Annotated in this window: 22 protein-coding genes, 2 tRNA genes and 1 pseudogene; 10 read left to right on the forward strand and 15 right to left on the reverse strand. The window is 64.9% G+C overall.

Translation table 11 applies throughout. The annotated features are described in order from the left end of the window. Positions 1-327: 327 nt before the first annotated feature. Both MUB46_RS03610 and MUB46_RS03615 read right to left on the reverse strand, forming a co-directional pair. Positions 328-1,635, reverse strand: coding sequence for an RsmB/NOP family class I SAM-dependent RNA methyltransferase (locus MUB46_RS03610; RefSeq protein WP_261614514.1), 1,308 nt, complete (start codon positions 1,633-1,635; stop codon positions 328-330). After that, the gene (locus MUB46_RS03615; protein WP_261614515.1) at positions 1,632-2,171 is read right to left on the reverse strand and encodes an MAPEG family protein; all 540 of its coding nucleotides are present in this window, start codon (positions 2,169-2,171) and stop codon (positions 1,632-1,634) included. The genes MUB46_RS03610 and MUB46_RS03615 overlap by 4 nt, the downstream gene beginning before the upstream one ends. A gap of 80 nt (positions 2,172-2,251) precedes the next feature. On the opposite strand from MUB46_RS03615, the gene MUB46_RS03620 reads away from it, so the two are divergent. Beyond that, a complete protein-coding gene (locus MUB46_RS03620) occupies positions 2,252-3,130 on the forward strand; it encodes an alpha/beta fold hydrolase (protein ID WP_261614516.1) in 879 nt (292 codons plus the stop codon). Positions 3,131-3,197: 67 nt separating this feature from the next. On the opposite strand, the gene guaB is transcribed toward MUB46_RS03620, so the two are convergent. The 7 genes from guaB to MUB46_RS03655 all read right to left on the reverse strand — a co-directional run bounded on the left by guaB (position 3,198) and on the right by MUB46_RS03655 (position 9,455). Beyond that, on the reverse strand, positions 3,198-4,706 hold the full coding sequence (gene guaB, locus MUB46_RS03625; RefSeq protein ID WP_261614517.1) for an IMP dehydrogenase: 1,509 nt from the start codon (positions 4,704-4,706) through the stop codon (positions 3,198-3,200). A gap of 160 nt (positions 4,707-4,866) precedes the next feature. Further along, positions 4,867-5,628 carry an ABC transporter permease gene (locus tag MUB46_RS03630; RefSeq protein ID WP_261614518.1) on the reverse strand — a complete coding sequence of 254 codons (762 nt, stop codon included), beginning with the start codon at positions 5,626-5,628 and terminating at the stop codon, positions 4,867-4,869. Then, complete coding sequence (locus tag MUB46_RS03635) at positions 5,625-6,551, reverse strand: ABC transporter ATP-binding protein (protein ID WP_261614519.1); 927 nt, start codon at positions 6,549-6,551, stop codon at positions 5,625-5,627. The genes MUB46_RS03630 and MUB46_RS03635 overlap by 4 nt, the downstream gene beginning before the upstream one ends. Positions 6,552-6,690: 139 nt before the next feature. Then, entirely contained in the window at positions 6,691-7,515 is an 825-nt protein-coding gene (locus MUB46_RS03640) for a methyltransferase domain-containing protein (protein ID WP_261614520.1), read from the reverse strand. Positions 7,516-7,539: 24 nt separating this feature from the next. Next, positions 7,540-8,061, reverse strand: a complete 522-nt coding sequence (locus MUB46_RS03645; RefSeq protein ID WP_261614521.1) for a glycine cleavage system transcriptional repressor — start codon at positions 8,059-8,061, stop codon at positions 7,540-7,542. Positions 8,062-8,118: 57 nt separating this feature from the next. Continuing rightward, positions 8,119-9,036 carry a pirin family protein gene (locus tag MUB46_RS03650; protein WP_261614522.1) on the reverse strand — a complete coding sequence of 306 codons (918 nt, stop codon included), beginning with the start codon at positions 9,034-9,036 and terminating at the stop codon, positions 8,119-8,121. Positions 9,037-9,173: 137 nt separating this feature from the next. Further along, positions 9,174-9,455, reverse strand: a complete 282-nt coding sequence (locus MUB46_RS03655) for a hypothetical protein (protein ID WP_261614523.1) — start codon at positions 9,453-9,455, stop codon at positions 9,174-9,176. A gap of 223 nt (positions 9,456-9,678) precedes the next feature. Between MUB46_RS03655 and MUB46_RS03660 the strand changes: the two genes are divergently transcribed. Continuing rightward, on the forward strand, positions 9,679-10,125 hold the full coding sequence (locus tag MUB46_RS03660; protein ID WP_261614524.1) for a hypothetical protein: 447 nt from the start codon (positions 9,679-9,681) through the stop codon (positions 10,123-10,125). A 214-nt stretch (positions 10,126-10,339) separates the two neighbouring features. Beyond that, a complete protein-coding gene (locus tag MUB46_RS03665) occupies positions 10,340-11,764 on the forward strand; it encodes a DHA2 family efflux MFS transporter permease subunit (RefSeq protein ID WP_261614525.1) in 1,425 nt (474 codons plus the stop codon). Between the two features lie 69 nt (positions 11,765-11,833). On the opposite strand, the gene MUB46_RS03670 is transcribed toward MUB46_RS03665, so the two are convergent. The 5 genes and pseudogenes from MUB46_RS03670 to MUB46_RS03690 all read right to left on the reverse strand — a co-directional run. Further along, positions 11,834-12,139, reverse strand: coding sequence for a YdhR family protein (locus MUB46_RS03670; RefSeq protein ID WP_261614526.1), 306 nt, complete (start codon positions 12,137-12,139; stop codon positions 11,834-11,836). A gap of 126 nt (positions 12,140-12,265) precedes the next feature. Then, positions 12,266-12,457: a hypothetical protein gene (locus tag MUB46_RS03675; RefSeq protein ID WP_261614527.1), complete on the reverse strand. Its 192-nt coding sequence runs from the start codon at positions 12,455-12,457 to the stop codon at positions 12,266-12,268. Positions 12,458-12,475: 18 nt separating this feature from the next. Continuing rightward, the gene (locus tag MUB46_RS03680; protein ID WP_261614528.1) at positions 12,476-12,661 is read right to left on the reverse strand and encodes a hypothetical protein; all 186 of its coding nucleotides are present in this window, start codon (positions 12,659-12,661) and stop codon (positions 12,476-12,478) included. A 10-nt stretch (positions 12,662-12,671) separates the two neighbouring features. Continuing rightward, on the reverse strand, positions 12,672-13,406 hold the full coding sequence (locus tag MUB46_RS03685) for an RlmE family RNA methyltransferase (RefSeq protein ID WP_261614529.1): 735 nt from the start codon (positions 13,404-13,406) through the stop codon (positions 12,672-12,674). Continuing rightward, positions 13,403-14,524 (reverse strand): annotated as a pseudogene (locus tag MUB46_RS03690) (Ppx/GppA phosphatase family protein); the annotation flags it as partial. The pseudogene MUB46_RS03690 and the gene MUB46_RS03685, both read right to left, overlap by 4 nt. A gap of 314 nt (positions 14,525-14,838) precedes the next feature. Between MUB46_RS03690 and MUB46_RS03695 the strand changes: the two are divergent. Then, positions 14,839-15,141 carry a hypothetical protein gene (locus tag MUB46_RS03695; RefSeq protein WP_261614531.1) on the forward strand — a complete coding sequence of 101 codons (303 nt, stop codon included), beginning with the start codon at positions 14,839-14,841 and terminating at the stop codon, positions 15,139-15,141. 13 nt (positions 15,142-15,154) lie between these two features. On the opposite strand, the gene MUB46_RS03700 is transcribed toward MUB46_RS03695, so the two are convergent. After that, positions 15,155-16,021 (reverse strand): MBL fold metallo-hydrolase, encoded by an 867-nt coding sequence (locus tag MUB46_RS03700; RefSeq protein WP_261614532.1) that lies wholly within the window; start codon positions 16,019-16,021, stop codon positions 15,155-15,157. A gap of 247 nt (positions 16,022-16,268) precedes the next feature. On the opposite strand from MUB46_RS03700, the gene MUB46_RS03705 reads away from it, so the two are divergent. The 6 genes from MUB46_RS03705 (at position 16,269) to MUB46_RS03730 (ending at position 23,129) form a co-directional block, all read left to right on the forward strand. Further along, positions 16,269-16,342 (forward strand) — tRNA-Gln (locus MUB46_RS03705). 106 nt (positions 16,343-16,448) lie between these two features. Then, positions 16,449-16,525 (forward strand) — tRNA-Ile (locus MUB46_RS03710). A gap of 1,206 nt (positions 16,526-17,731) precedes the next feature. Beyond that, entirely contained in the window at positions 17,732-18,760 is a 1,029-nt protein-coding gene (locus MUB46_RS03715; RefSeq protein WP_261614533.1) for a UDP-glucuronic acid decarboxylase family protein, read from the forward strand. Further along, on the forward strand, positions 18,757-19,743 hold the full coding sequence (gene galE, locus MUB46_RS03720) for a UDP-glucose 4-epimerase GalE (RefSeq protein ID WP_261614534.1): 987 nt from the start codon (positions 18,757-18,759) through the stop codon (positions 19,741-19,743). Before MUB46_RS03715 ends, galE begins: the two co-directional genes overlap by 4 nt. Further along, positions 19,740-21,593 (forward strand): glycosyltransferase family 2 protein, encoded by a 1,854-nt coding sequence (locus MUB46_RS03725; RefSeq protein WP_261614535.1) that lies wholly within the window; start codon positions 19,740-19,742, stop codon positions 21,591-21,593. Before galE ends, MUB46_RS03725 begins: the two co-directional genes overlap by 4 nt. 105 nt (positions 21,594-21,698) lie before the next feature. Beyond that, on the forward strand, positions 21,699-23,129 hold the full coding sequence (locus tag MUB46_RS03730; protein ID WP_261614536.1) for a UDP-glucose dehydrogenase family protein: 1,431 nt from the start codon (positions 21,699-21,701) through the stop codon (positions 23,127-23,129). Positions 23,130-23,186 lie beyond the last annotated feature (57 nt).

The raw sequence follows: 23,186 nt of genomic DNA on the forward strand, positions 1-23,186 counted from the left end.
TTATTAAGGTGCCCCAAATGATGTTTCCGGAGGAGGTTCAAGTGCGTATCGTCAGGACTGGTTTGCGGATATCCGCTGTCGCGGCAATCCTGGTGGCCTCCGGTCTCACCGCCGCCTGCACTACTGATTCGAGCTACGGCGTCCATCCGTACAGTTCCTGGCAGGGCCCGGAACTCGGTCAGGGATGCAACAGGTGGCCCGCCCCCTCGCAGTGCTGAGCGGCATATTCGCGAGTCGTTTTCGACGCTTAGGTCGAAACGCTGACAAACCGGTTCGGGCGTTGCCCGAATCGGGTCTGCTCGAATTGGAGCGGGCGGCGCGCGCCGCTCACCGCCGTTCGAGCACCGAGACGTAGAACCCGTCGGTACCGGTGCGCAGCGGGGTGAGCTGCAGGCCGTGTCTAGTCGCAAGCGCGGGGTCGGCCAGGCGCGCCTTGGTCTCGTCGGGCAGCAGCGTGGCCGCCACGAAAACCGCGGGTTCGAGCGGCGCGAAGGCCGGTTCGGCGGCGACGAACGCGGCGACCCGGGCGTCGTTCTCCTGCGGCAGCACCGAACAGGTGACGTAGACGAGCCGCCCGCCGGGCTTCACCAGCGGCGCGGCCAAGGCCAGGACGGCATCCTGGTCGGCCGTGCGGTCCTCCAGCGCCTTCTCGCTCACCCGCCACTTGGCGTCGGGCCGTCGGCGCCATGTGCCCGTACCGGTGCAGGGCGCGTCGACCAGCACGACGTCCATCTTGCCGGCAAGATCCGCAAGCGCGTCCGACTTCCCGGCCTCGCGCACCTGAACGTTGCGGGCGCCAGCGCGCTGCAGGCGCTCGTGAATGCCGGCGAGCCGGTGCCGGTCGCCGTCCCAGGCATAGATCTGGCCCTTGTTCCCGGTAAGGGCGGCCAGCGCCAGCGTCTTGCCGCCGGCCCCGGCGCAGACGTCGGCGACCTGCTGGCCGGGCGCCGCACCGGTGAGGTAGGCGGCGAGCTGCGAGCCTTCGTCCTGGACCTCGAACCGGCCCTTGCGAAAGGCGGCCTCGGACTGGACATTCGGCGACCGACCCGGCCCGGTCCCGGGCTGCAGACGGATGCCGATCGGTGACAACGGCGTTTCGGCCGGCTCGAAGCGCGACAGGTCCTTCATCACCTTGTCACGGGTCGATTTCAGCGTGTTGGTGCGCAGATCCACGGGCGCGCGGATGGCGAGCGCCGCGCCCTCCTCCGCCGCCTGGCCGTCGAACGCCGCCGCGAAAGCCGGATCGAGCCATTCGGGATAGTCGCCCTTCACCCAGTCCGGCGCATCATCGAGGCTTCCGGTCCTCAGCGCGATCTTCTCGGCATCGGTCAGGGGTTCGGGCGAATGCCGGTCGGCGGCGAAGGCGACGTCGAGCCGATCTATCCCGACGCCCCAGCACTGCGCATAGGCCCCGATCGCCAGCGCGCGCGGCGTATCGGCGCCCATCCGCCAGGCGATCGACGCGCGGTTGCGCAGGGCGTCGAAGACGAGATTGCCGATCGCGGACCGGTCGCCCGACCCGGCGAACCGATGCGAGACGGCCCAGGCCGTGAGCGCCGCGGACGCCGGGCGGTGATTGGTCTCGATGTCGGCGAGGACCTCGATCGCCGCGGCAACGATACCACCGTGCTTCATGACAACATCTCTCCAAGCACGATGAGCAGGGCATGGACGGCGAGCGCCGCCACCACCAGCATCCCAAGCGCGAACACCCGCATGCGCACGGCCACGTTCTGTCCTTTCGTGTGGGCGATGAAGTGGACGACGCGCAGGCCGACGAAGGCCCACGCGAGGACGACATCGAGCATCGTCACCCGGTTGATGGCCACCAGCATCAGCACCAGCGCGTAGAACAGCACCGGCAACTCGAACTGGCTGCGTACACTGTTGGTGACGCGCGCGAGATGCGGCGGCTCGCCTTCGACGAGGTCGTATTGCGACGCGCGCACCTGCTTCGCCTTGACCGCCGAAACACGGCCGCGGACCATCACGAAATAGACCGCGAATGTCAGCGCCATCTGGGCGAGCGCGGCCAGAAGGATCAACGCGGTGTTGAGCGGCATGGCGGAGTCCGGTTCCTGTTTTTTCAGTCCCGTCGTTCCGACGACGGCGTCGGCCGAGAGACCTCTGCGGTCGTCCTGACCACGTTCGCGCGTCGCGGTCAATCGCATCCGGCATCGCCAACACGGCAACTTGACGGCACCGCGGCGAAAACGGTGTCATGCGGCCCCGCATCCACAGGAGAGCCGCCATGGGGCGCATCACGACAATCGACGGCGTCACGCTCCATGTCGAGGACACGGGACAGGGCGACCCTATCGTGTTCGTGCACGAATTCGCCGGCGATCACCGGAGCTGGGCGCCGCAGGTGCGCTACTTTTCGCGCCGCTACCGCTGCATCGCCTATTCGGCGCGGGGCTACCTGCCGTCCGACGTGCCGGAGGACGTGTCTGCCTACAGTCAGCGGCGCGTCGTCGATGACATCCGCGACGTTCTGGACGGGCTGAGGATCGACAAGGCCCATGTGGTCGGCCTGTCGATGGGCGGCATCGCGACGCTGCATTTCGGCCTGACCTATCCGGCCCGCGCGCTGTCGCTCGTCGCCGCCGGCGCGGGGGCCGGGTCCGAGCCGGACTATCACGCCCGCTTCAAGCGGGAGGCCCTTCTGACCGCCGACCTGATCGAGGAAAAGGGGATGCAGGCCTTCGCCGCGGTCTACGGCGCGGCGGCAACGCGCCAGACGCTGGCTGATAAGGATCCGCGCGGGTTCGAGGAGTTCTCCCGCCAGCTCGCGGAACATTCGGCGAAGGGATCGGCGAATACGATGCGCGGCTATCAGGCGACGCGCCCCTCGCTCTACGATTTCGAGACGCAGTTCGCAGCCCTCGACGTGCCCACCCTCCTCGTCGTCGGCGACGAGGACGATCACTGCGTCAAGCCGAGCCTGTTCCTGAAGCGGATCATGCCGACGGCCGGGCTCGCGGTGCTGCCCAAGACCGGGCACGCGGTCAACCTGGAAGAGCAGGCATGGTTCAACGCGATCGTCGCCGACTTCCTGGCGCAGGTCGAGCATGGCCGCTGGCCGGTGCGCGACCCAAGCACCGCGGGCGAACTGATGCGGGTCCGATAGGCGGCAGCTCCCGAACCTGCGACGTTCCCCCCGCCCTCTTCGGGCAGGGGATCGTGCCAGCGGTTGCCTACATCCCGCCCGGATAGTTCGGGCTCTCCCGCGTGATCGTCACGTCGTGGGCGTGGCTCTCGCGCAGCGCCGACGGGGAGATGCGGATGAACTGGGCGCGCCGGTGGAAGTCGATGATCGACTTGGAGCCGGTGTAGCCCATTGCGGCGCGCAAGCCGCCGACAAGCTGGTGCAGGACGCTGGCGAGCGGGCCGCGGTAGGGAACCTGGCCCTCGACGCCCTCTGGAACCAGCTTCAGCGTGTCCTTCACCTCCTGCTGGAAGTAGCGGTCGGCGGAGCCGCGCGCCATCGCGCCGACGGAGCCCATGCCGCGATACGCCTTGTAGGAGCGGCCCTGGTACAGGAACACCTCTCCGGGGCTTTCGTCGGTGCCGGCGAAGAGGGAGCCGACCATGCAGCATTCGGCACCCGCGGCGATGGCCTTGGCGAGATCGCCGGAATACTTGATGCCGCCGTCGGCGATGACCGGGATGTCGGCCTTGCGGGCGACTTCCACCGACTCGAGGATGGCCGAAAGCTGCGGCACGCCGACGCCGGCGACGATCCGCGTGGTGCAGATCGAGCCCGGGCCGATGCCGACCTTGATGGCGTCCGCGCCGGCGTCGATCAGCGCCTGGGTGCCCTCGGCGGTGGCGACGTTGCCGGCGACCACCTGCACCGCGTTGGACAGACGCTTGATGCGGCTGACCATGTCGAGCACGCGCTGGGAATGGCCGTGGGCGGTGTCGACAACAACGACGTCGACGCCCGCATCGATCAGCATTTCCGAGCGAGCGTAGCCGTCGTCGCCCACCGTGGTGGCGGCGGCGACGCGCAGACGGCCCTGCTCGTCCTTCACCGCGTTCGGATGCAGGCGGGCCTTCTCGATGTCCTTCACCGTGATCAGGCCGACGCAGCGATAGTCCTCGTCGACGACCAGCAACTTCTCGATGCGATGCTGGTGCAGGAGCTTCTTGGCTTCCTCCTGATTGACGGTGTCGCGCACCGTGACCAGATTTTCCTTGGTCATCAGTTCGGAGACCGGCTGGTCGGGATTGGTGGCGAAGCGGACGTCGCGGTTGGTCAGGATGCCGACCAGACGGGTCTGCTCGCCGTTGGCGTTACGCTCAACGACGGGAATGCCGGATATGCCGTGGCGGCTCATCGTGTCGAGCGCCTGGGACAACGTTTCCTGCGGGGTGACCGTGACCGGGTTCACCACCATGCCGGACTCGAACTTCTTGACCTGACGGACCTCCTCGGCCTGCAGATCGGGATCGAGGTTCCTGTGGATGACGCCGATGCCGCCGGCCTGGGCCATGGCGATGGCGAGGCGGGACTCGGTGACCGTGTCCATCGCCGAGGACACGATCGGGATGTTGAGGGAGATCGACTTGGTCAGCCGCGTCGAGGTGTCGACCTCGCCCGGCATCACCTCGGAATGAGCGGGTTTCAGCAGAACATCGTCAAAGGTGAGCGCGATCGGCCCTAACGCCGAATCGAGGGTCAGGGCTTTCGGATCGGTCATCGCCAACTCCCGGATATGCGAATACGCCGCCGATGGGCATTTCAGGCCCCAACCAGCGACTCGCGGTCTAAGGAAAAAGATTGGCGCGGGTCATTAGCACGACGATGACGGCAGGGGAAGCGGGGATGGACATCCCGAGTCCCCCTCCCGCGCCGCACCTTCACGTCTTCAGGCGGTATCCCGTCCTGAAGATCCAGGCCACGAGCCCCAGGCAAATCGCCAGGAACCCCAGCGTCATCGCCAGGCTGACGCCGATGCCGACGTCGGAATGTTCGTAGAAGCTCCAGCGGAAACCCGAGACCAGATAGACGACCGGGTTGGCCAGCGACACCTGCTGCCAGAACGGCGGCAGCATGTTGATCGAGTAGAAGCTGCCGCCAAGGAACGTCAGCGGCGTGATGATCAGCAGCGGCACGATCTGAAGCTGCTCGAAACTGCCTGACAAGATGCCGATGATGAAGCCGAACAGCGAAAAGGTGAACGCTGTCATGATCATGAACGCGAGCATCCACATCGGGTGCTCGATGCGCAGCGGCACGAACAGGGTGGATGTCGCCAGGATGATCAGTCCGAGGATCATCGATTTGGTCGCCGACGCGCCGACATAGCCGATGACGATCTCGAAATAGGAGACCGGCGCCGACATCACCTCGTAGATCGTGCCGACGAACTTCGGGAAATAGATGCCGAACGCCGCGTTGGTGATCGACTGGGTCAGCAACGACAGCATGATCAGGCCCGGCACGATGAACGCGCCGTAGCTGATGCCGTCGATCTCGCTGATGCGCGTGCCGATGGCCGCGCCGAAGACCACGAAATAGAGGGACGTCGAGACGACCGGGGCGACGACGCTCTGCCAGAGCGTGCGCCAGGTGCGGTGCATCTCGTAGGCGTAGATCGCACGGACGGCCAGGAGGTTCATCGCGAGTCGCTCACTAGGTTGACGAAAATCTCTTCCAGTGAGCTCTGCTCGGTGTGCAGGTCACGGAAACGGATATTGGCGGCGGACAGATCGGTCAGCAATGCCGTGATGCCGGTTCGCTCGCCCTGCGTGTCGTAGGTGTAGGTCAACTCGGTGCCGTCGCCGGACAATTCGAGGGCATACGTGCCGAGCCCCTCCGGAACCGCGTCGAGCGGCTCGTGCAGATGCAGGGTCAGCGCCTTCCGGCCGAGCTTGCGCATCAGCTCGTTCTTGTCCTCGACCAGGATCAGCTCGCCGTTGTTGATGACGCCGATGCGGTCGGCCATCTCCTCGGCTTCCTCGATGTAATGCGTCGTCAGGATCACGGTGACGCCGTCGTCGCGCAGGCCGCGAACCAGATCCCACATGTCCCGGCGCAGCTCGACGTCGACGCCGGCCGTCGGCTCGTCGAGGAACAGGATGCGCGGCTCGTGCGCGAGCGCCTTGGCGATCATCAGCCGTCGCTTCATGCCGCCGGACAGGGTGACGATCTTCTGGTCCTTCTTATCCCAGAGCGAGAGCTGCTTCAGCAGCTTCTCGACAAGGGTGTGATCCTTTCGCTTCCCGAACAGCCCGCGGCTGAGATTGACGGTCGCCCACACCGTCTCGAAGGCGTCGGTAGTCAGTTCCTGCGGCACAAGGCCGATCAGCGAGCGGGCGGCACGATAATCGCGGACGATATCATGGCCGCCGGCGGTGACGGTTCCGTCGCTGGCCGTGACCAGACCGCAGACGATCGAAATCAATGTCGTCTTGCCGGCGCCGTTGGGGCCCAGCAGAGCGAAGATCTCTCCGGAGACGATATCCAGATCGATCGCTTTCAGCGCCTGGAAGCCAGACGCATAGGTCTTGGACAGGTTCGAGATGGAAACGATCGGCTGCATGGCGCCTCTACGTGTCGAGACCCGGACCGGTCCGGGGCAACGGGGGCACATCCATACCGGATTCCCGCACCGGTCGCACAGCCGGTCGCGCAAAGGTGATCGGTCGAGCCGCACTCAGCCGGCGGAAACCGCCCCGCGGCTAGTGCTTCCTGGCGACGAAGCGCCCTCCCCCGAGCGCGCCGGCGGCGATCTGCTCCACGAAGAACTCGTAGTTGCGGATATAGGTGTCGAAGCGCTCGCGGCCGAAACGGGCGACGGTCTCCTGTTCGAGCGACCGGAACATCTCCAGCCGTTCCTTCAGGATCTCACGCCATTCGTCGGAAACGTTCTCGGCCCGAACCGCGACGAATCCGGCGGCCTCCAGCATCGCGCCGTAGTCGCCGAAGCCGATCAGGCGCGGCGCCGCGAAAGTCTCTGCGATGGTCTTGCGGGCCTCGTCGCTCAGCTTCTCCGTGGCGATCCAGTCGGTGAACCCGAAGACGCCTTCCGGCTTGAGTATGTGAAGGCAGCCGGCGAAGACCGCTTCCTTGTCGGCAACGTGCAGAAACGACTCCTGGCTGATCGCCCTGTCGAAACTGCCCTCGTCGAAGTCGAGTTGCGCCGCATCGCCGACCTGGAAGCTCACCTTGTCGTCGAGACCGACCAACTCGGTCAGGCGCGTTGCACCGTCCACGCGCGACTCGTTGATGTCGACGCCGAGCACGGTCGCGCCATAGCGATAGGCGAGATAGCGGCTGGTACCGCCGAGGCCGGAACAGATGTCGAGCACCCGCATGCCGGGCTCGATCCCCATGACCTTGACCAGGGCATCGGTGGCGGGAAGCCCGCCATAGTGGTCCTGATCGTATCGGGACAGGTCCTCGGGGCGCATATCGGCGCGACCGATACCCTCGGCTTCGAGTTTGCGGAGGATCTCCGCTTCGTTGATCGGATGCTCGTCATAAAACGTCTTGAGACTGATCACTGGCCCCTCCCCCAATGCCGATCCCTAGTCGGCATCCTTCAATACAATATCGACCATGACGTCCTGCGCGATATCCTCGAGGTCCTCCCGCAGCCGGTCGGTGCTGAGTTTTTCGGGGATGAGAATCCGCGCCTTGGCCTGAAACAGCGCTTCGCCCGACATGGAGCCGGTAAAGACATGGGTCTCCAGTTCGTCGATGCTGGCGCCGTGCCTGGCCAGCGCCGCCGAAATATCGCGGACGATACCGGGATGATCGCCGCCGGTCAGCTCCAGGAGCGCGGCGTGGCCCGCCGGTGCCACGGTGCCGTCGGATCGCTTCGCGGTAACGCTGATGCCCCGTTCGCCGAGCACGGCAAGCGCGGCTTCCAGTCCCGCCACCGAGCCCTCGGGAACCTCGACCAGCACGATGCCGGCGAATTCGCCGCCGAGACGCGCCATGGAACTGTCGATCCAGTTTCCGCCGTGGGCCGCCACCGCTTCCGACAGGATCTGCACCAGACCGGGCCGATCCGCGGCAATGATACTCAACACCAGTCCGACCGGCATCGCGTTCCTCCCCACTCAACGGTCTCCAGCGATTCTTAACACAGTGACGGGGACTGACTAGCGTTCCGGCAGCGGGATGAACTCCGTTTCCTCCGGAACCTGCTTGAAACGGCCCGTCTTCCAGTCCTCCTTCGCCTCCTCGATGCGTTCCTTGCGGGAGGACACGAAGTTCCACCAGATGTAGCGCGGGCCTTCCATCGCCGTGCCCCCGAGGAACATCAGATGCGCCGGCCCGACCGCCGTTACCGTAATGCGGTCGCCGGGACGGAATATCAGCAGGCGCGGTCCCTCGAAGCGCTCGCCCGCGACCTCGACGGTGCCGGTCACCACGTAGATGCCGCGCTCCTCGTGATCGGGATCGAGTGGCGCGCTCGCGCCATCGTCGAGCATCACCTCGGCGTAGAGCCAATCCGACAGCATGCCGACCGGCGAGGTCCGGCCGAAGGCCCTGCCCGCGATCACGCGCGCCCGGACGCCACCGTCTTCCACGACGGGTAGACTGGCGTCATCGAAATGCTGAAAGGATGGATCGGTCTCCTCATGCGCCTCGGGAAGCGCGATCCAGCTCTGGATGCCGAACATGCCGCCACCCGCCGCGCGCGTCTCGACCGGCGTGCGCTCGGAATGGACAATGCCGCGCCCGGCGGTCATCAGGTTCATCGCCCCGGGCGTGATCTCCAGCGCGTTGCCTTCGCTGTCGCGATGCATGACGCGGCCGTCGAACAGATAGGTGACCGTGGCCAGGCCGATATGGGGGTGCGGCCGCACATCCATGCCCTGACCGGCCAGGAACTGCGCCGGGCCCATCTGGTCGAAGAAGATGAACGGACCGACCATCTGCCGCCGGCCGTGTGGCAAGGCGCGCCGGACATTGAAGCCGCCGATGTCACGGACGCGCGGGACGATCACCAGATCGAGGGCATCGCAGGATCGCGGATCTCCGAGCACAGGATCCTTGTCGGGCAACCAGCTCATCGTCTTCTCCCGGTTTTGCGGCGGACGCTCTGGCCCGCCCGACCCGGTATATGGCGCAGCTGGCCGCCGTCTCCAGAATTCCAGGCCTCCAGAATTCCCGGCCTCGAGAATTCCGGGTCTCCGGGATTACCGGCCGATCAGTCGATCCGTTCGACCTTGGCGGCCTGATCGGGGACGAGCTTCACGCGGTAGGTGGCGTTGTCGCAGGTTACGATCCAGGCCTCTTCGCCGGGCGTGGAGGCGGACTGGTCGCGTTCCGCCTTGTGCGGATCGACGCAATCGTAGCCTTGCGCGCGAAGCTGCGTTGCGACGATCAGGGCGGCTTCGGAGTCGTCGCCGGACTGGGCGACCGCGGGCGCGAAAACCGACAGCGACGCGGCGACCGCCGTCAGCGCGAATATGGGAAAATATCTCGTCATGGAACGCTCCTGATGCGCCTGTACGCACTCCACACGCGGCCACGAAGGCCGAAGCAGGGTCGATCCTATACCAGATAATCCGGGTACCGTTACCACGGTGGCAAGGTCGCCCGTGAAACCTTGCGTGGCGCGCGACGCTCCCGATTGGAGAAAGCAAGTTCCTGCGCCAATGGAAATTAGTACGTTGGCTGCGATCCATATTCTGATTCTAAGGAGATTTTTTATGGCGAGACGGCGTGGACTTGGCGTAGCAGCCGCGATTGCGGTCCTGATGACCGGTTTGCTGGCCGGTGTTCCCGGGGCGAATGCGGGATCCGGCAAGATCAAGATGGAGATCGTGAAGGCTGCCTTCATCGTCGGCGCGTCCGGCGGGAAGGGCACGCTCATTTTCGACGGAAAGTCCTATCCCCTCTCGATCGGGGGGATCAGCGCGGGCTGGCAGCTCGCACTGTCGAAGGCAATGCTGGAAGGCAACGTGCGCAACATCAACCGCCCGGAGGATATCGAGGGCGTGTTCTCGGCGGCCGGTGCCGGGCTCGCGGTTGCGGCCGGCGGCAAGGCGGCGGTGATGGTCAACGCCAACGGCACCACCATCGAAGTGATCGGCACGCAGATGGGCGTGGACTTTTCGATCAATCTCGAAGGGCTGAACATCAGGATCAAGCGCTGATCTAGGCTCGACCAACGGCAGGCCAAACCGGGGACGAGCCGCGAAGGCGCGGCCTTCCCCGGCCTCGCTGTCGGCGGCAACCGCCGAAGACGTTTCGCGCGGACAGGCGCGGGGGGGGGGGGGCGACGGGCACGCCGCTATGCGGCCCGCGCAGGGCCGGTCCCGACGGCCGGCCTCGCCAGTGCCGGCGCGCTCTGGTACCTCTCATCGCCTCATGCAAAACCGTACCATCGTCCTTCTCGTCGTTGCCTGCGCCCTGTTCATGGAGAACCTCGATGCGACGGTTCTCTCCACGGCCCTGCCAGCGATAGCCCTCGATTTCGGCGAGGATCCGATTCAGCTCAAGGTGGCGCTGACCTCCTATCTGATCAGCCTCGCGGTGTTCATTCCGGCAAGTGGCTGGTTCGCCGACACGTTCGGGGCGCGTATCGTCTTCCGCATGGCGATCGTCGTGTTCACGCTGGGGTCGATCGCCTGCGGGCTGTCCTCGTCGATTACCGAGATCGTCATCGCGCGCGTCGTGCAAGGAATGGGCGGAGCGATGATGGTGCCGGTCGGCCGGCTCGTGATCATGCGCACGATCCCGAAATCCGAGCTGATTGGCTACATGGCCTGGCTGACGGTACCGGCGCTGACGGGACCATTGCTCGGCCCGCCGCTGGGCGGGTTCATCACCACCTATCTGACGTGGCGCTGGATCTTTTGGGTGAACGTGCCGATCGGTCTGATCGGCCTTGTCTTCGCGACCCTGTACATCCCCGACGTGCGCGGCGAGACGCGCACCAGGTTCGACACGCTCGGGTTCGTGCTGTCGGGCGTCGGGCTGGCGCTGGTCGTCTCGGGCGGCACCAACCTCGGCCTGCAGGTGCTGCCGGCGGCGGCAATCTGGTCGATGCTGGGAATCGGATCGGCGCTGCTGATCGCCTACTATTTCCACGCCCGGCGGGCGTCGGCGCCGATCCTCGATCTTGGCCTGTTCACGATCCCGACCTACCGGATCGCCGTGCTCGGCGGCGGGCTGTTCCGCGTCGGCGTCGGGGCGACGCCGTTCCTGATCCCGCTGCTCCTGCAGGTTATCTACGGGCTGTCGCCATTCCAGTCGGGTCTGACGACGTTTGCCGCGGCGATCGGGGCGATCGCCATGAAGTTCGTGGCGCCGCCGGTGCTGCGCCGCCTCGGGTTCCGCACCATCCTCATCGTCAACGGGATCATCTGCGCGATCTTCATCGGCCTGCCGGCCACCTTCACCCTGTCGACGCCGGTCCTGATCTTCACGCTGGTCCTGCTGATCGGCGGGTTTTTCCGTTCGCTGCAGTTCACAAGTGCCAACAGCCTGGCCATCGCCGATATCGAGCCGAACCGCATGAGCCGGGCGACCTCGATGACGAGCGTCGTGCAGCAGCTTTCGCTCTCGGTCGGCATTTCCGTGGCGGCGATCTCGCTGGAGCTGTCGCGCGTGAGCCGCGGCGGTGGGGCGCTCGCGATTACCGACTTCACCGCTGCTTTCGTGGTCGTGGGCCTGGCGACGGCGGCCTCGGTGATCCTGTTCCTGATGTTGCCGAAGGATGCCGGCCGGGAAGTTTCCGGTCACCGCCGGGACCTGGCGCCGGACGCCGTGACGGCGGCAAGAGAGCGTTAGGTCGGCGCAAACGCGCAAGGGCGCTCGATCCGAACGGACGCGGTGATCCTTTCGCCCTTTTCGCGTCGCCTACACGGCGTCCCGAAGCGGCATGATCACCTTCAGCACCTCGACACGCGGCTCGCCGATCGTCTGATAGGCGGTGCCGATGCTCGCCCGGAGTTCGGATTGACGGTATTCGTCGAAGGCCTCCGGGGACTCCCACAGATAAACCCCGCCAAACTCGCCCGACACCGCATCCTGGACGTAATATTTCTGTATCAGCCCGGAAAGCGCCCGGAACTCGTCGGCCCTATCCTTGGCGACCGCGGTTACCTCATCCAGATTCAGGGGCGATTTGAACTTCACGAACACGATCAGTTTCGGATGATCCATTTTATAATCTCCCGTTCCACGTCCTGACAGAAAACGCTCAGGGCTTCCGATTGCCGATCCCCCGACCTGATACCGCCGGGGCCGCCGCGGACCATAGAGCCGCGCCTATAGGCCAGCCCCTCCCGGCTACGGCATCATCGCGAAGAAGCCGGTGGTCGCGCCGAGGAAGGCCCCGATCAGCGCGCCGAGCCACCAGCGCCGCCGCCATGTCACATGCCAGAGTACCGCGCCGGCCACCGCACCGCCCAGCAGCCAGGGCAGGCCGAAGACCAGGACTACGAGCGCGAACTGCATTCCGCCTGGTTCAACTTCGGACACGGTTCGATCCGTCCTGTTTCAAATCAAGCGCAGCCAGGCATACCAGATCGCCGTTCCGGCGATCGCGCCCAATACGACGCCAAGCCACCAGTGCCGGCCCACGAAGAGAAACCAGCCCGTGCCGCCGACGACCGCTCCGACGACGAAGCCCGGGGCGAGGATCGCGATCAGGATATCGAGGAAGCTGATGCCGGCATCCGTCACAGGCCGCCCCTCACCTCGCGTCGCCGGGACCAGCGTCGTCGCCAGGACCGGCATCGCCGCCGCGAAAGCCCATCGCCAGCACATAGAGTTCGGCGGAATCGGCCCGGCTCGCCGGCGGCTTGACGTGACGGACCTTGTCGAAATCCCGCTTCAGGTCGTTCAGCAGCTGAGCCTCGGTGCCGCCGCGCAACACCTTCGCAAGGAAGGTTCCGCCCGGCGCCAGCACCTCGCGGGCGAACTCCAGCGCCGTCTCGCACATGCCCATGATGCGCAGATGGTCGGTCTGCTTGTGACCGGTCGTGGGCGGAGCCATGTCGGAGAGGACGACATCGGCGGGCCCGCCTAGCGCCTCGCGCAGGCGCTCGGGCGCGGTGTCGTCGAGAAAATCGAGATGCAGGACCTCGACGCCGGGGACCGGGTCCATCTCCAGGATGTCGATGCCGACCACCCTGCCCTTGCCTTTTCCCTCGGCCGAGCCGACCCGCTCGGCTGCGACCTGCGACCAGCCGCCGGGGGCCGCGCCAAGGTCGACGATGCGGCCACCAGGCTTGAGGAACCGGTACTTGTCATCGATCTCGGCGAGCTTGTAGGCGGCGCGCGAGCGATAGCCCTCCGAGCGCGCCTTGGCGACATAGGGATCATTCAACTGGCGCTGCAGCCAGCGGGTGGAGGCGGTCGAGCGCCTCTTCGCCGTCTTCACGCGCACCTTGAGGCGGTCCTGGCGGCCGCCGGACTTGCTGGTCACGAATTGTCTCCGGTCGGGTGGTCGGGCTGGCCGCCCTGCTGGCGGCCGCTCCTGCCGCGCCGCCGCCCGCCGCGCCGGCCGCGGCGCCATACGCCGTCATCCGCCATCAGCGTGAGCAGCATGCCCTCGCGCAGGCCACGGTCGGCGACGCGCACGCGATCGCAGGGCCAGATCCGCCGTATGGCCTCGAAGATCGCGCAGCCGGCCAGAACCAGATCGGCGCGCTCGGCGCCGATGCACGGGTTGCCGACGCGCTGATCGTAATCCATCGCCAGAAGCTCGCCGGTGACGCGGACGACGTCGTCGCGCTGCATCCAGGTGCCGTCGACGCGCCGGCGGTCGTAGCGGTCGAGGCCGAGATGGACGCCGCAGATCGTCGTCACGGTGCCGGACGTGCCGAGCAGATGAACACCGGCCTCGTCGAAACGGCTCAGGCGACCGACCTCGCCGGCAAACGCCGCCAGCGCCTCCTGCACATGGGCGACCATCCGCTCGAACAGTGCCCGGTCGACATCGCGGCCGCCGAACATCTCAGACACCGTCACGACACCGATCGGCAACGAGGTCCAGGCGGCGACGTTCTGCTGCACGGCGAACGGACTGCGGAAGCCGTTGCCGCCCGCCTTGAGCAGGACCAGCTCGGTCGAGCCTCCGCCGATGTCGAAGACGATGGCACCGTGCGCGTCCGGATCGACCAGCGAGGCGCAACCGGATACCGCAAGACGGGCTTCCGTCTCCCGGTTGACGATCTCCAGCTCGAGGCCGGTCGCCTCGCGGACGCGGGTGAGGAATTCCTCGCCGTTGTCCGCGATACGGCAGGCTTCCGTGGCGATCAGACGGCGGCGCGTGACGCCGCGGGCATTCATCTTGTCCCGGCACACGACAAGCGCGTCGACGGCCCGCTTCATGGCATCGTCGGCAAGCCGGCCCGAGCCGGTCACCCCCTCGCCGAGACGAACGATGCGGGAAAACGCATCGACGACTCGAAAGGCGCGGCGCGTCGGCTGCGCGACAAGCAGGCGACAGTTGTTGGTGCCGAGATCGAGGGCGGCGTAAAAGTCGCCGTTCGCCGTCGAAGCACGGCTGTTCCCGGGCCCGCGGGGACGGTGTCGGGAACGGCTTCTGTCACCAGACCGTCCATTGCCCGCCGGCCCGCGCGCCTCGAATCCGGCGCTGCCGTCGTTCCTGTCCAAATGTCCTGTCCCTTCTCGCCGGCCGTCGCGTCGTGTGACGCGCCATGGCGCGGCGCGGATTGCGAGTTGCGTGACAGGTTAGCAAGACGACGGAAAAGCGCAATCTGCGCACTTACTCAAGACCTACCCGAGTGACGGCCTCTGCGCCGCGGTGTCGCATCGATTCCCCATAATATGACTTTTATAGTCATGTTATGATCTGGGGTCGGCGTGCCGATCCGGACACATGGGAGCGACACATGCCATCACGATTCGGTCTGTTCGCGGTTCTCGCCTTCACGGCGATGCCGGCGGCAGCGGAGCAGGCCTGCTACATCCCCTACACGATGTTCGAGGCCATGGTTCCCCATATCGATCTGGACGCATGCCCGGTCGAATTCGCGGCAGACACCAACGGTTTCTGCCGCTTGGCGCTGGACGGCGACACCGTCCGGATCTACGCGTTCGCGTACTCGGACGATGATGCGTGCCTGGAACGCCTCGAGAGCCTGCCCTTCGCCGACTTCTCCGCCCGCCACGGCACACGCTATTCCACCGAGTGAACGACGTGTGCCGTTACAGCACACCGATCGGGATCTTGAGATAGACGCGGCCGTTGTCTTCAGGCTCAGGCAGACGGCCGCCGCGGATATTCACCTGCAGGGCGTGCAGGATGAGCTTGGGCATCGGCAGGGTGCCGTCGCGTTCGTTGCGGCGCTTCACGTAGGTCGCCTCGTCCGGGGCGTCCTTCAGATGGATGTTCTCGCGCGTCTGCTCGTCCACCGTCGATTCGAAGGCGACCGGGCGGCCGCCGGGCTGATAGTCGTGGCCGGTGAACAGGCGCGTATCGCCGGGAAGCGATAGGATCGCCTGGATGGACCGATAGAGCTCGGCTGCGTCGCCGCCGGGAAAGTCGGCGCGCGCGGTGCCGAAATCGGGCTGGAACAGCGTGTCGTGGACAAAGGCGGCATCACCTATCACGTAGGTGATGGAGGCAAGCGTGTGGCCCGGCGAGAACATCACCCTCCCCTGCAATTCGCCGATCTGGAAGGTGTCGCCCTCCGCGAACAGCCGGTCCCATTGCGACCCATCGGCGGGAAAGTCCGGCAGGTTGTAGAAATCCTTCCAGAGCTTCTGGACGTCGATGACGTGCTCGCCGATCGCCGTCGGTGCGCCCAACTTCTCCTTCATATAGGCGGCCGCCGAGAAATGGTCGGCGTGGGGATGGGTGTCGAGAATCCAGGCGATCGACAGCCCCCGCTTCTCCACTTCCGCCAGGAGCATGTCGGCAAAATCCGTCGAAACGCGGCCCGCCTTCTCGTCGTAGTCGAGCACGGGATCAATGATCGCGGCCTGGCGCGTCGTCGGATCGATCACCAGATAGGCGATCGAGAAGGTTGCCTCATGGTAGAAGCCGACAACGTCCGGTCTCGCGGTTTTCATGCTTTCACTCCCGATCTGATACGGATGGCGGCGGGCAGAACGCCACGCCGGGCGGATTCATATTCAGTTTCTAGAATGCGTTATATAGGGAGACAGTATCCGATTTGTCCCCCTGCGGGCCATTTCCATGGTGGATAATGGGAATTTCGGGCCGATCGTTCCGATATCCCGCTTCAATTCACCCGAATGCCGGTCAGGGGGGTTGAGAAATCCGCGGCGGTGGTCTATCTGAGCACAACTCCCCGGGTGGGGGATAGTTTAACGGTAGAACCGCGGACTCTGACTCCGCTAGTCCTGGTTCGAATCCAGGTCCCCCAGCCAACCCTTCCTTTCCATGCGAGCCATTTTCCTCCGCTTACGAGGGCCAGCGTCTTGCAGTTGCCGGACCGGCAACGTCCTGCGATAAGAACGCTCCGGTTTGCATCCCGGGCCCGTAGCTCAATTGGTTAGAGCCGGCCGCTCATAACGGTCTGGTTGCAGGTTCGAGTCCTGCCGGGCCCACCATTCCCGGACCATGCCGGCCCGTGACCGGCCAGCCGCCCGCGGCAATGCTCAATTGGACCCTGGCTCAATCGGAATTTGGCGATTCGCCGCGCGACGCGCGCCGCCGTAGCCCCCCCCCTTTCCCGAAACCGCGCCCACCGCGGCGAACGATGTCGCCAGTAACGCCGGGTCCCGTGCCGGAATGACCACAGCCGCTGGCAATGCGCGCGGCACCAAGACCGCCGGAGGCGCCGACGATACCGAATCAACCGGCCGGCACATCTTTCAAGGAAGACGCTCGTTAATATAGACCACGCCCGCTTTTATTGGGCTCCTCGGCACTATGCCGAAAAACTATTAATGATTAACGGCGTTTTATTTAATGCCCCCCGTCTGATCACGCGACTCACCCTCCCACAAAGGCCAGGCGAGCGGTGTCGCATGCGCACAACCGGCGCCCCTACGCCTTACGGCCATAGCACCTATGCTTTGCAGCGCAGCAAACAACGCACTTCCGACTATCACTCTGTTTTTACATAACTCTTTCGCCTGCCAGTTGAGCCGCACACCGCAAACCATACGAAACTTTAATCCTCGAAACGCCTGTCGTCCGATTGCAATACAAACAAATTTATGAAAAACAGAACGAAGACGAAGACAGGAGCCCAAAACTACGGAGTTGCTGGGAAGAAAGCGCCGAGATGGAGTATTGCAAAGACTCCATCGGCCGGACTCAAGCACTCAAATAGGGATAGCCTGAATGACCAAATCGCTAAAAGCATACTAAAGAATATATCTTACGTTACGACAGTTTATTCGCGTGTTTCGGTGTTGAGGCGCGTCGCAAAAGGGACCTTTGAGCTTTAGCTCGCAACTTACAAGTTGCCGAAATCGCATCTTCCGGATGCCCGGTATTCGGCACGGTACGTTTTGCATCGATAGCTTCCGCCCATGTCGGATCTCATCCGACTTTGGCCCGAAACATGCACCGATCGAGGTAACGGCCAAGGCAGGACCACAAGAACACTGGCCAACGGGCACCTGGATCCAACCGGATCCGTCGCACTTGTCCCCTTTCTTGGGACACGGGGGACGCGATCCGGTCAAAACGGGACACGAGGTGAGGAACTATCGGGCTGCGACATCGTCGATGCGCAGCGTTTGGAATGGAATGCCGGGACCACCTTTGGGGAGGTCGTCGACGCGGCTAGGACAAGTAGGCTGGGTATGACCGTCAGACAGTTCGAGTCGCCGCGAGTTACTTCATATTCGCGGACACACACTAACCCGAAACGTATTCTGGTGACCGGAGGCGCGGGCTTTCTTGGTTCGCACCTGTGTGATCGCCTTATTGGAGAAGGTCATGAGGTCCTGTGCCTCGACAACCTCCAAACCGGACACCGGAGCAACTTCGCGCATCTGGTGAACAATCCCCGGTTCGAGTTCATCGAGCACGATGTCACCGTTCCCCACGGCATGGACGTCGACGCGATCTACAATCTCGCCTGCCCGGCATCGCCGCCGGACTATCAGGCCGAGCCGATCCAGACCACCAAGACATGCGTGCTGGGCGCACTCAACGTGCTGGAAGTCGCCAAGGCGCGCGGCATCAAGGTGTTCCAGGCATCAACATCGGAGGTCTACGGCGATCCGACCGCGCATCCGCAGCTGGAAGGCTATTGGGGCAACGTCAATCCGGTCGGCCCGCGCGCCTGCTATGACGAAGGCAAGCGCTGCGCCGAGTCGCTGTTCTTCGACTATCACCGCCAGTACGGCACCCGGATCAAGGTCGCCCGCATCTTCAACACCTACGGGCCGCGGATGCGCCCCGATGACGGCCGGGTCGTGTCGAACTTCATCGTCCAGGCGCTCAAGGGCGAGGATCTGACGATCTATGGCGACGGTCTCCAGACCCGCTCGTTCTGCTATGTCGACGACCTGATCGAGGGCTTCGTCCGGCTGATGGCGTCGCCCGACACGGTGACCGGGCCGATCAACCTCGGCAATCCGGGCGAGTTCACGATAAGCGACTTCGCGTACATGGTCGTCGAGATGACCGGCTCGCGCTCCAGGATCGTTCATCTTCCGGCGTCCATCGACGACCCGCATCGGCGGCAGCCGAATATCGAGCGTGCCCGGGAGACGCTGGACTGGGAACCAAAGGTCCCGCTGGCCGAAGGCCTGGCCAAGACGATCGACTATTTCGACCGGTGCCTGAGCGAGGGCGGTCCGGTCGCGGCCGGTTCGGCGGCTTGAGCGAACGGCGAATCCTCGTAACCGGCGGCGCCGGTTACATCGGGAGCCACACCTGCAAGGTGCTGGCGGAGCATGGCGTCGTGCCGGTTACGTATGACAATCTCATCGCCGGCCATCAGGATGCAGTGCGCTGGGGGCCTTTCGTCCCCGGCGACATTCTCGATACGGGCCGCGTCGCCGCCGCCCTTGCCGAGTACCGTCCCGACGCGGTCATCCACTTCGCGGCCTTCGCCTATGTCGGGGAGTCGGTCGAGGACCCGGCCAAATATTACCGCAACAATGTCGCCGGCGCGCTTTCGCTGCTGGACGCATGCCGCGCCACGGGCGTCGGCAACATCATCTTGTCGAGCAGCTGCGCAACCTACGGCATCCCGAGCACGCTGCCGATCAGCGAGGCGGAGCCTCAGCATCCGATCAATCCCTACGGCCGCACCAAGCTGATGATGGAGGAGATCGTCGCCGACTACGCGGCCGCCTACGGTCTGCGGTACGTGGCGCTGCGCTACTTCAACGCGGCCGGCGCCGATCCGGACGGGGAGCTGTCCGAACGGCACGATCCGGAGACCCACCTGATTCCGCGCGCGTTGATGGCGGCAAGTGGCCGAATCCCGCATCTTTCCGTTTTCGGCGACGATTACGACACCGACGACGGCACCTGCGTGCGCGATTACATCCACGTGACCGATCTGGCCCGCGCTCACGCCATGGCGACCGACTATCTCGCCAGGGGCGGCGCCAGCGCGGCCGTCAATCTCGGCACCGGCAACGGGATTTCGATCCTCGAGATCCTGCGCGCGATCCAACGTATTACCGGGCGCGAGGTGCCGACCGTCATGGAGCCGCGCCGGCCCGGCGATCCGCCGGTCCTCGTCGCCGATCCCCGGCTCGCCCGGGACACGCTCGGATTCTCGGCGAATCTGTCCGATATCGACACGATCGTCAGGACCGCGGCGCCGACGTTCGGACTAGATTTGTTGTCATGACCGATCTCGTCTACGACCGGACAATGCCGCTGCGAATTCCCGACGCGGACCCCTACCTCGTCCCCTTGATGAGCCGAGGGCAGAAGGCCCTTTTCTATCTGGGCGTCGCGCTTTGGGTCGCCAGCCTCGTCTATTTCTGGGGCTGGTGGCTTCGGCCCGAGCACAATATCAGCACGTTGCCCTACGTCGTGCTCTCGGTGCTCGTCGCGTGGGTTATGCTCCTGCCGCTTTATTTCGTAGCGGTGATGTTCAACGCGAAGAAAGCCAATCCGAAACGGCCCGCCCCGACCGACGTGCGTGTCGCCATGGTGGTCACTAAGGCGCCGTCGGAGCCGTTCCCGGTCGTCCGTGAAACGCTGTGTGCCATGCTGGGGCAGACGTACCCGCACGACACCTGGCTGGCCGACGAGGACCCGAGCGCGGAAACGATCGCCTGGTGCGAGGCGCATGGCGTGTTCATCTCCACCCGGCGCGGTCGGGAGGACTATCATCGCACCACCTGGCCGCGACGGACCCGCTGCAAGGAAGGCAACCTTTCGTTCTTTTACGACCATTACGGCTACGAGAACTACGACATCGTCTCGCAGCTCGACGCCGACCATGTGCCGTCGCCGACCTATCTCGAAGAGATGGTCAAGCCGTTCGCCGACCCCTCGGTCGGTTACGTGTCGGCGCCCAGCATATGCGACAAGAACGCGGCCCAAAGCTGGTCGGCCCGCGGGCGTCTCTATGTCGAGGGGATGTTTCACGGCCCGTTGCAGGTCGGCTATACCGGCGGCTGGGCTCCGCTGTGCATCGGCTCCCACTACGCGGTCCGCACCAGGGCGGTGAAGGAGATCGGAGGCCTCGGGCCCGAGCTCGCCGAGGACCATTCGACCACGCTGATGATGAACGCCCATGGCTGGCGGGGCGTTCATGCCATCGACGCCATCGCCCATGGCGACGGTCCGAACACTTTCGCCGACCTGGCCACCCAGGAGTTCCAGTGGTCGCGCAGCCTGGTGACGATCCTGCTGCAGTATTCACCGAAATACGTGCCGATGCTGCCGCCCCGGCTGAAGTTCCAGTTCCTGTTCTCGCAGCTCTGGTACCCGTTTTTCTCGTCTTCAATGGCGGCAATGTACCTGCTGCCGATCATCGCGCTGGTCTTCGACTTCAATTACGCGCAGGTCAGCTATCCGAACTTCATCCTGCACGCGCTCCCGGTCTCGGTGACCATGATGATCCTGTGCTACATCCTGAAGAGCGGTGGGTGGGCGCGGCCGGTCGACACCAAGATCGTCAGCTGGGAAGCGATGGTCTTCGCGCTGGTGCGCTGGCCCTGGTCCATCCTCGGCACCGTCGCCGCCTGTCGTGACTGGATTACGGGAACCTTCGTGGATTTCCGCGTCACGCCGAAAGGGGCCGGCGCCGTTGCACCACTGCCCTTCCGGGTGGTGACACCCTATGCGCTTCTCGCCATCGGCTCGGCGATACCGGCGCTGGTTCTGCCGAATATCGAAGTCGCGCGCGGGTTCTACGTGCTCGCCTGCCTGAGCGCCGCGTTCTACGCGGTCTCGCTGATGGTGATCGTCGGCGGTCACCTCAAGGAAAACGGCCTCGAGATCAAGAGCAAGCCGGTGCGCATCGTCGCCGCGCAGGCTGGGCTCGTCGTTCTGGCATCGGCGACGCCCGTCGCGGCCATCGCGGTCAACGGCCAGACAGGCATTGAGGCGATCGCCTGGGGTACGCAGGATATCGGACTCACCAAGCTGACCTATACGGTGTCAGGCGCCGGTCACGGCGGGCGTGGCATAACCACGCTCAAGCTCAATCCCAACTTCTTCAAGGATATGTGGCCCCGTGACTGATAATTTCGGATGTCAAGTAACGAACGCAAGGTTATGTGGGATCGGAGCCTGCAAGATACCGTCTGTGCTGAGTCGGCGTTGAGGCTACGGGAGAAGGGCTGGGACATGAGAATATCAGTCATCGGATCAGGATATGTCGGGCTCGTCACGGGCACCTGTCTTGCCGATTGGGGCCATGAGGTCGTCTGTGTCGACCGAGATCCGGCCAAGATCGAACTCCTGACCAACGGCGGCGTGCCGATCTACGAGCCCGGCCTCGAGCAGATGATCGCGGCGAACGTCGCGCGCGGCCGCCTCAGCTTCACCCGCGATCTCGCAGCGGCGCTCGCGGGCTCCGACGTCGTGTTCATCGCGGTGGGAACCCCGCCGCGTGCCAGCGACGGCGAGGCCGACCTGTCCTTCGTCTACGACGTCGCGCGCGATATCGGGGAGGCGATAGACGGATACACCGTGGTCGTCTGCAAGTCGACGGTTCCGGTCGGCACCGGCGACGTGGTCGAACGGATCATTTCCCAGGTACGACCCGACGCCGACGTGACGGTGGTCTCGAACCCCGAATTCCTGCGCGAGGGATCGGCGATCGAGGACTTCACCAAACCGGACCGCGTGGTCATCGGCACCGAGGACGAGCGTGCCCGCGAGATCATGCTTGCCGTCTACGAGCAGGTGCGGGCCAACGGGCAGCCGATCCTGATCACCAAACGACGGACCGCGGAACTGATCAAGTACGCCGCCAACGCGTTCCTCGCCGCCAAGCTTTCCTTCATCAATGAAATCGCCGACCTGTGCGAGCATGTCGACGCCGATGTCGACGAGGTGGCTGAGGGTATCGGACTGGACAGCCGTATCGGCGCCAAGTTCCTGAAGGCAGGTCCCGGCTTCGGCGGTTCGTGCTTTCCCAAGGACACCCTCGCCCTGCTGCGCACCGCACAGGACCATGGGGTCGACATGCGGCTGGTCGAGACGACCGTTTCGGTCAACGACGCGCGCAAGCGGCGGATGGCGCTGAAGATCATGGACGCCGTCGGCGGATCCGTCGAAGGCAAGACCGTCGCGGTGCTCGGCCTCACCTTCAAGGCCAACACGGACGACATGCGCGCCTCTCCGTCCCTTCCCGTCGTGGAGCTGTTGCAGCGGGCTGGGGCAACCGTCCGCGCATACGATCCCGAAGGCATGCCGCAGGCGCGCCCGCTCATGTCCGATGTCGAATTCACCGACGACCCCTACACGTGCGCCAAGGGGTGCGACGCCGTCGTGCTCATGACCGACTGGGATGAATTCCAAAGCCTCGATCTGGAGCGGCTGCGCGGACTGGTTCGGACCCCGGTCTTCGTCGACCTGCGCAACGTCTACGCGCCGGACAAACTCGTAAAGCACGGCTTCACGGCTGTGGGGATTGGTCGCTCCACGCAAACCGGAGCCGATGACGGCCGCCACGCGCCGGCACAGCCCCCCGCCGCACATAGCGGTAATGGTTCTCCTGCGGGCCGGACGATAGACGAAGAGGCCGAGATGCGCCTGGTCTCGATCCGCTAGCGGCGACGGACGTTCAACGCACCGGCTTGCCGGCGCCAATGTAAACAAGATGGTTCT

Source organism: Microbaculum marinisediminis (assembly GCF_025397915.1).
In the GTDB taxonomy this organism is placed as follows: domain Bacteria; phylum Pseudomonadota; class Alphaproteobacteria; order Rhizobiales; family Tepidamorphaceae; genus Microbaculum; species Microbaculum marinisediminis.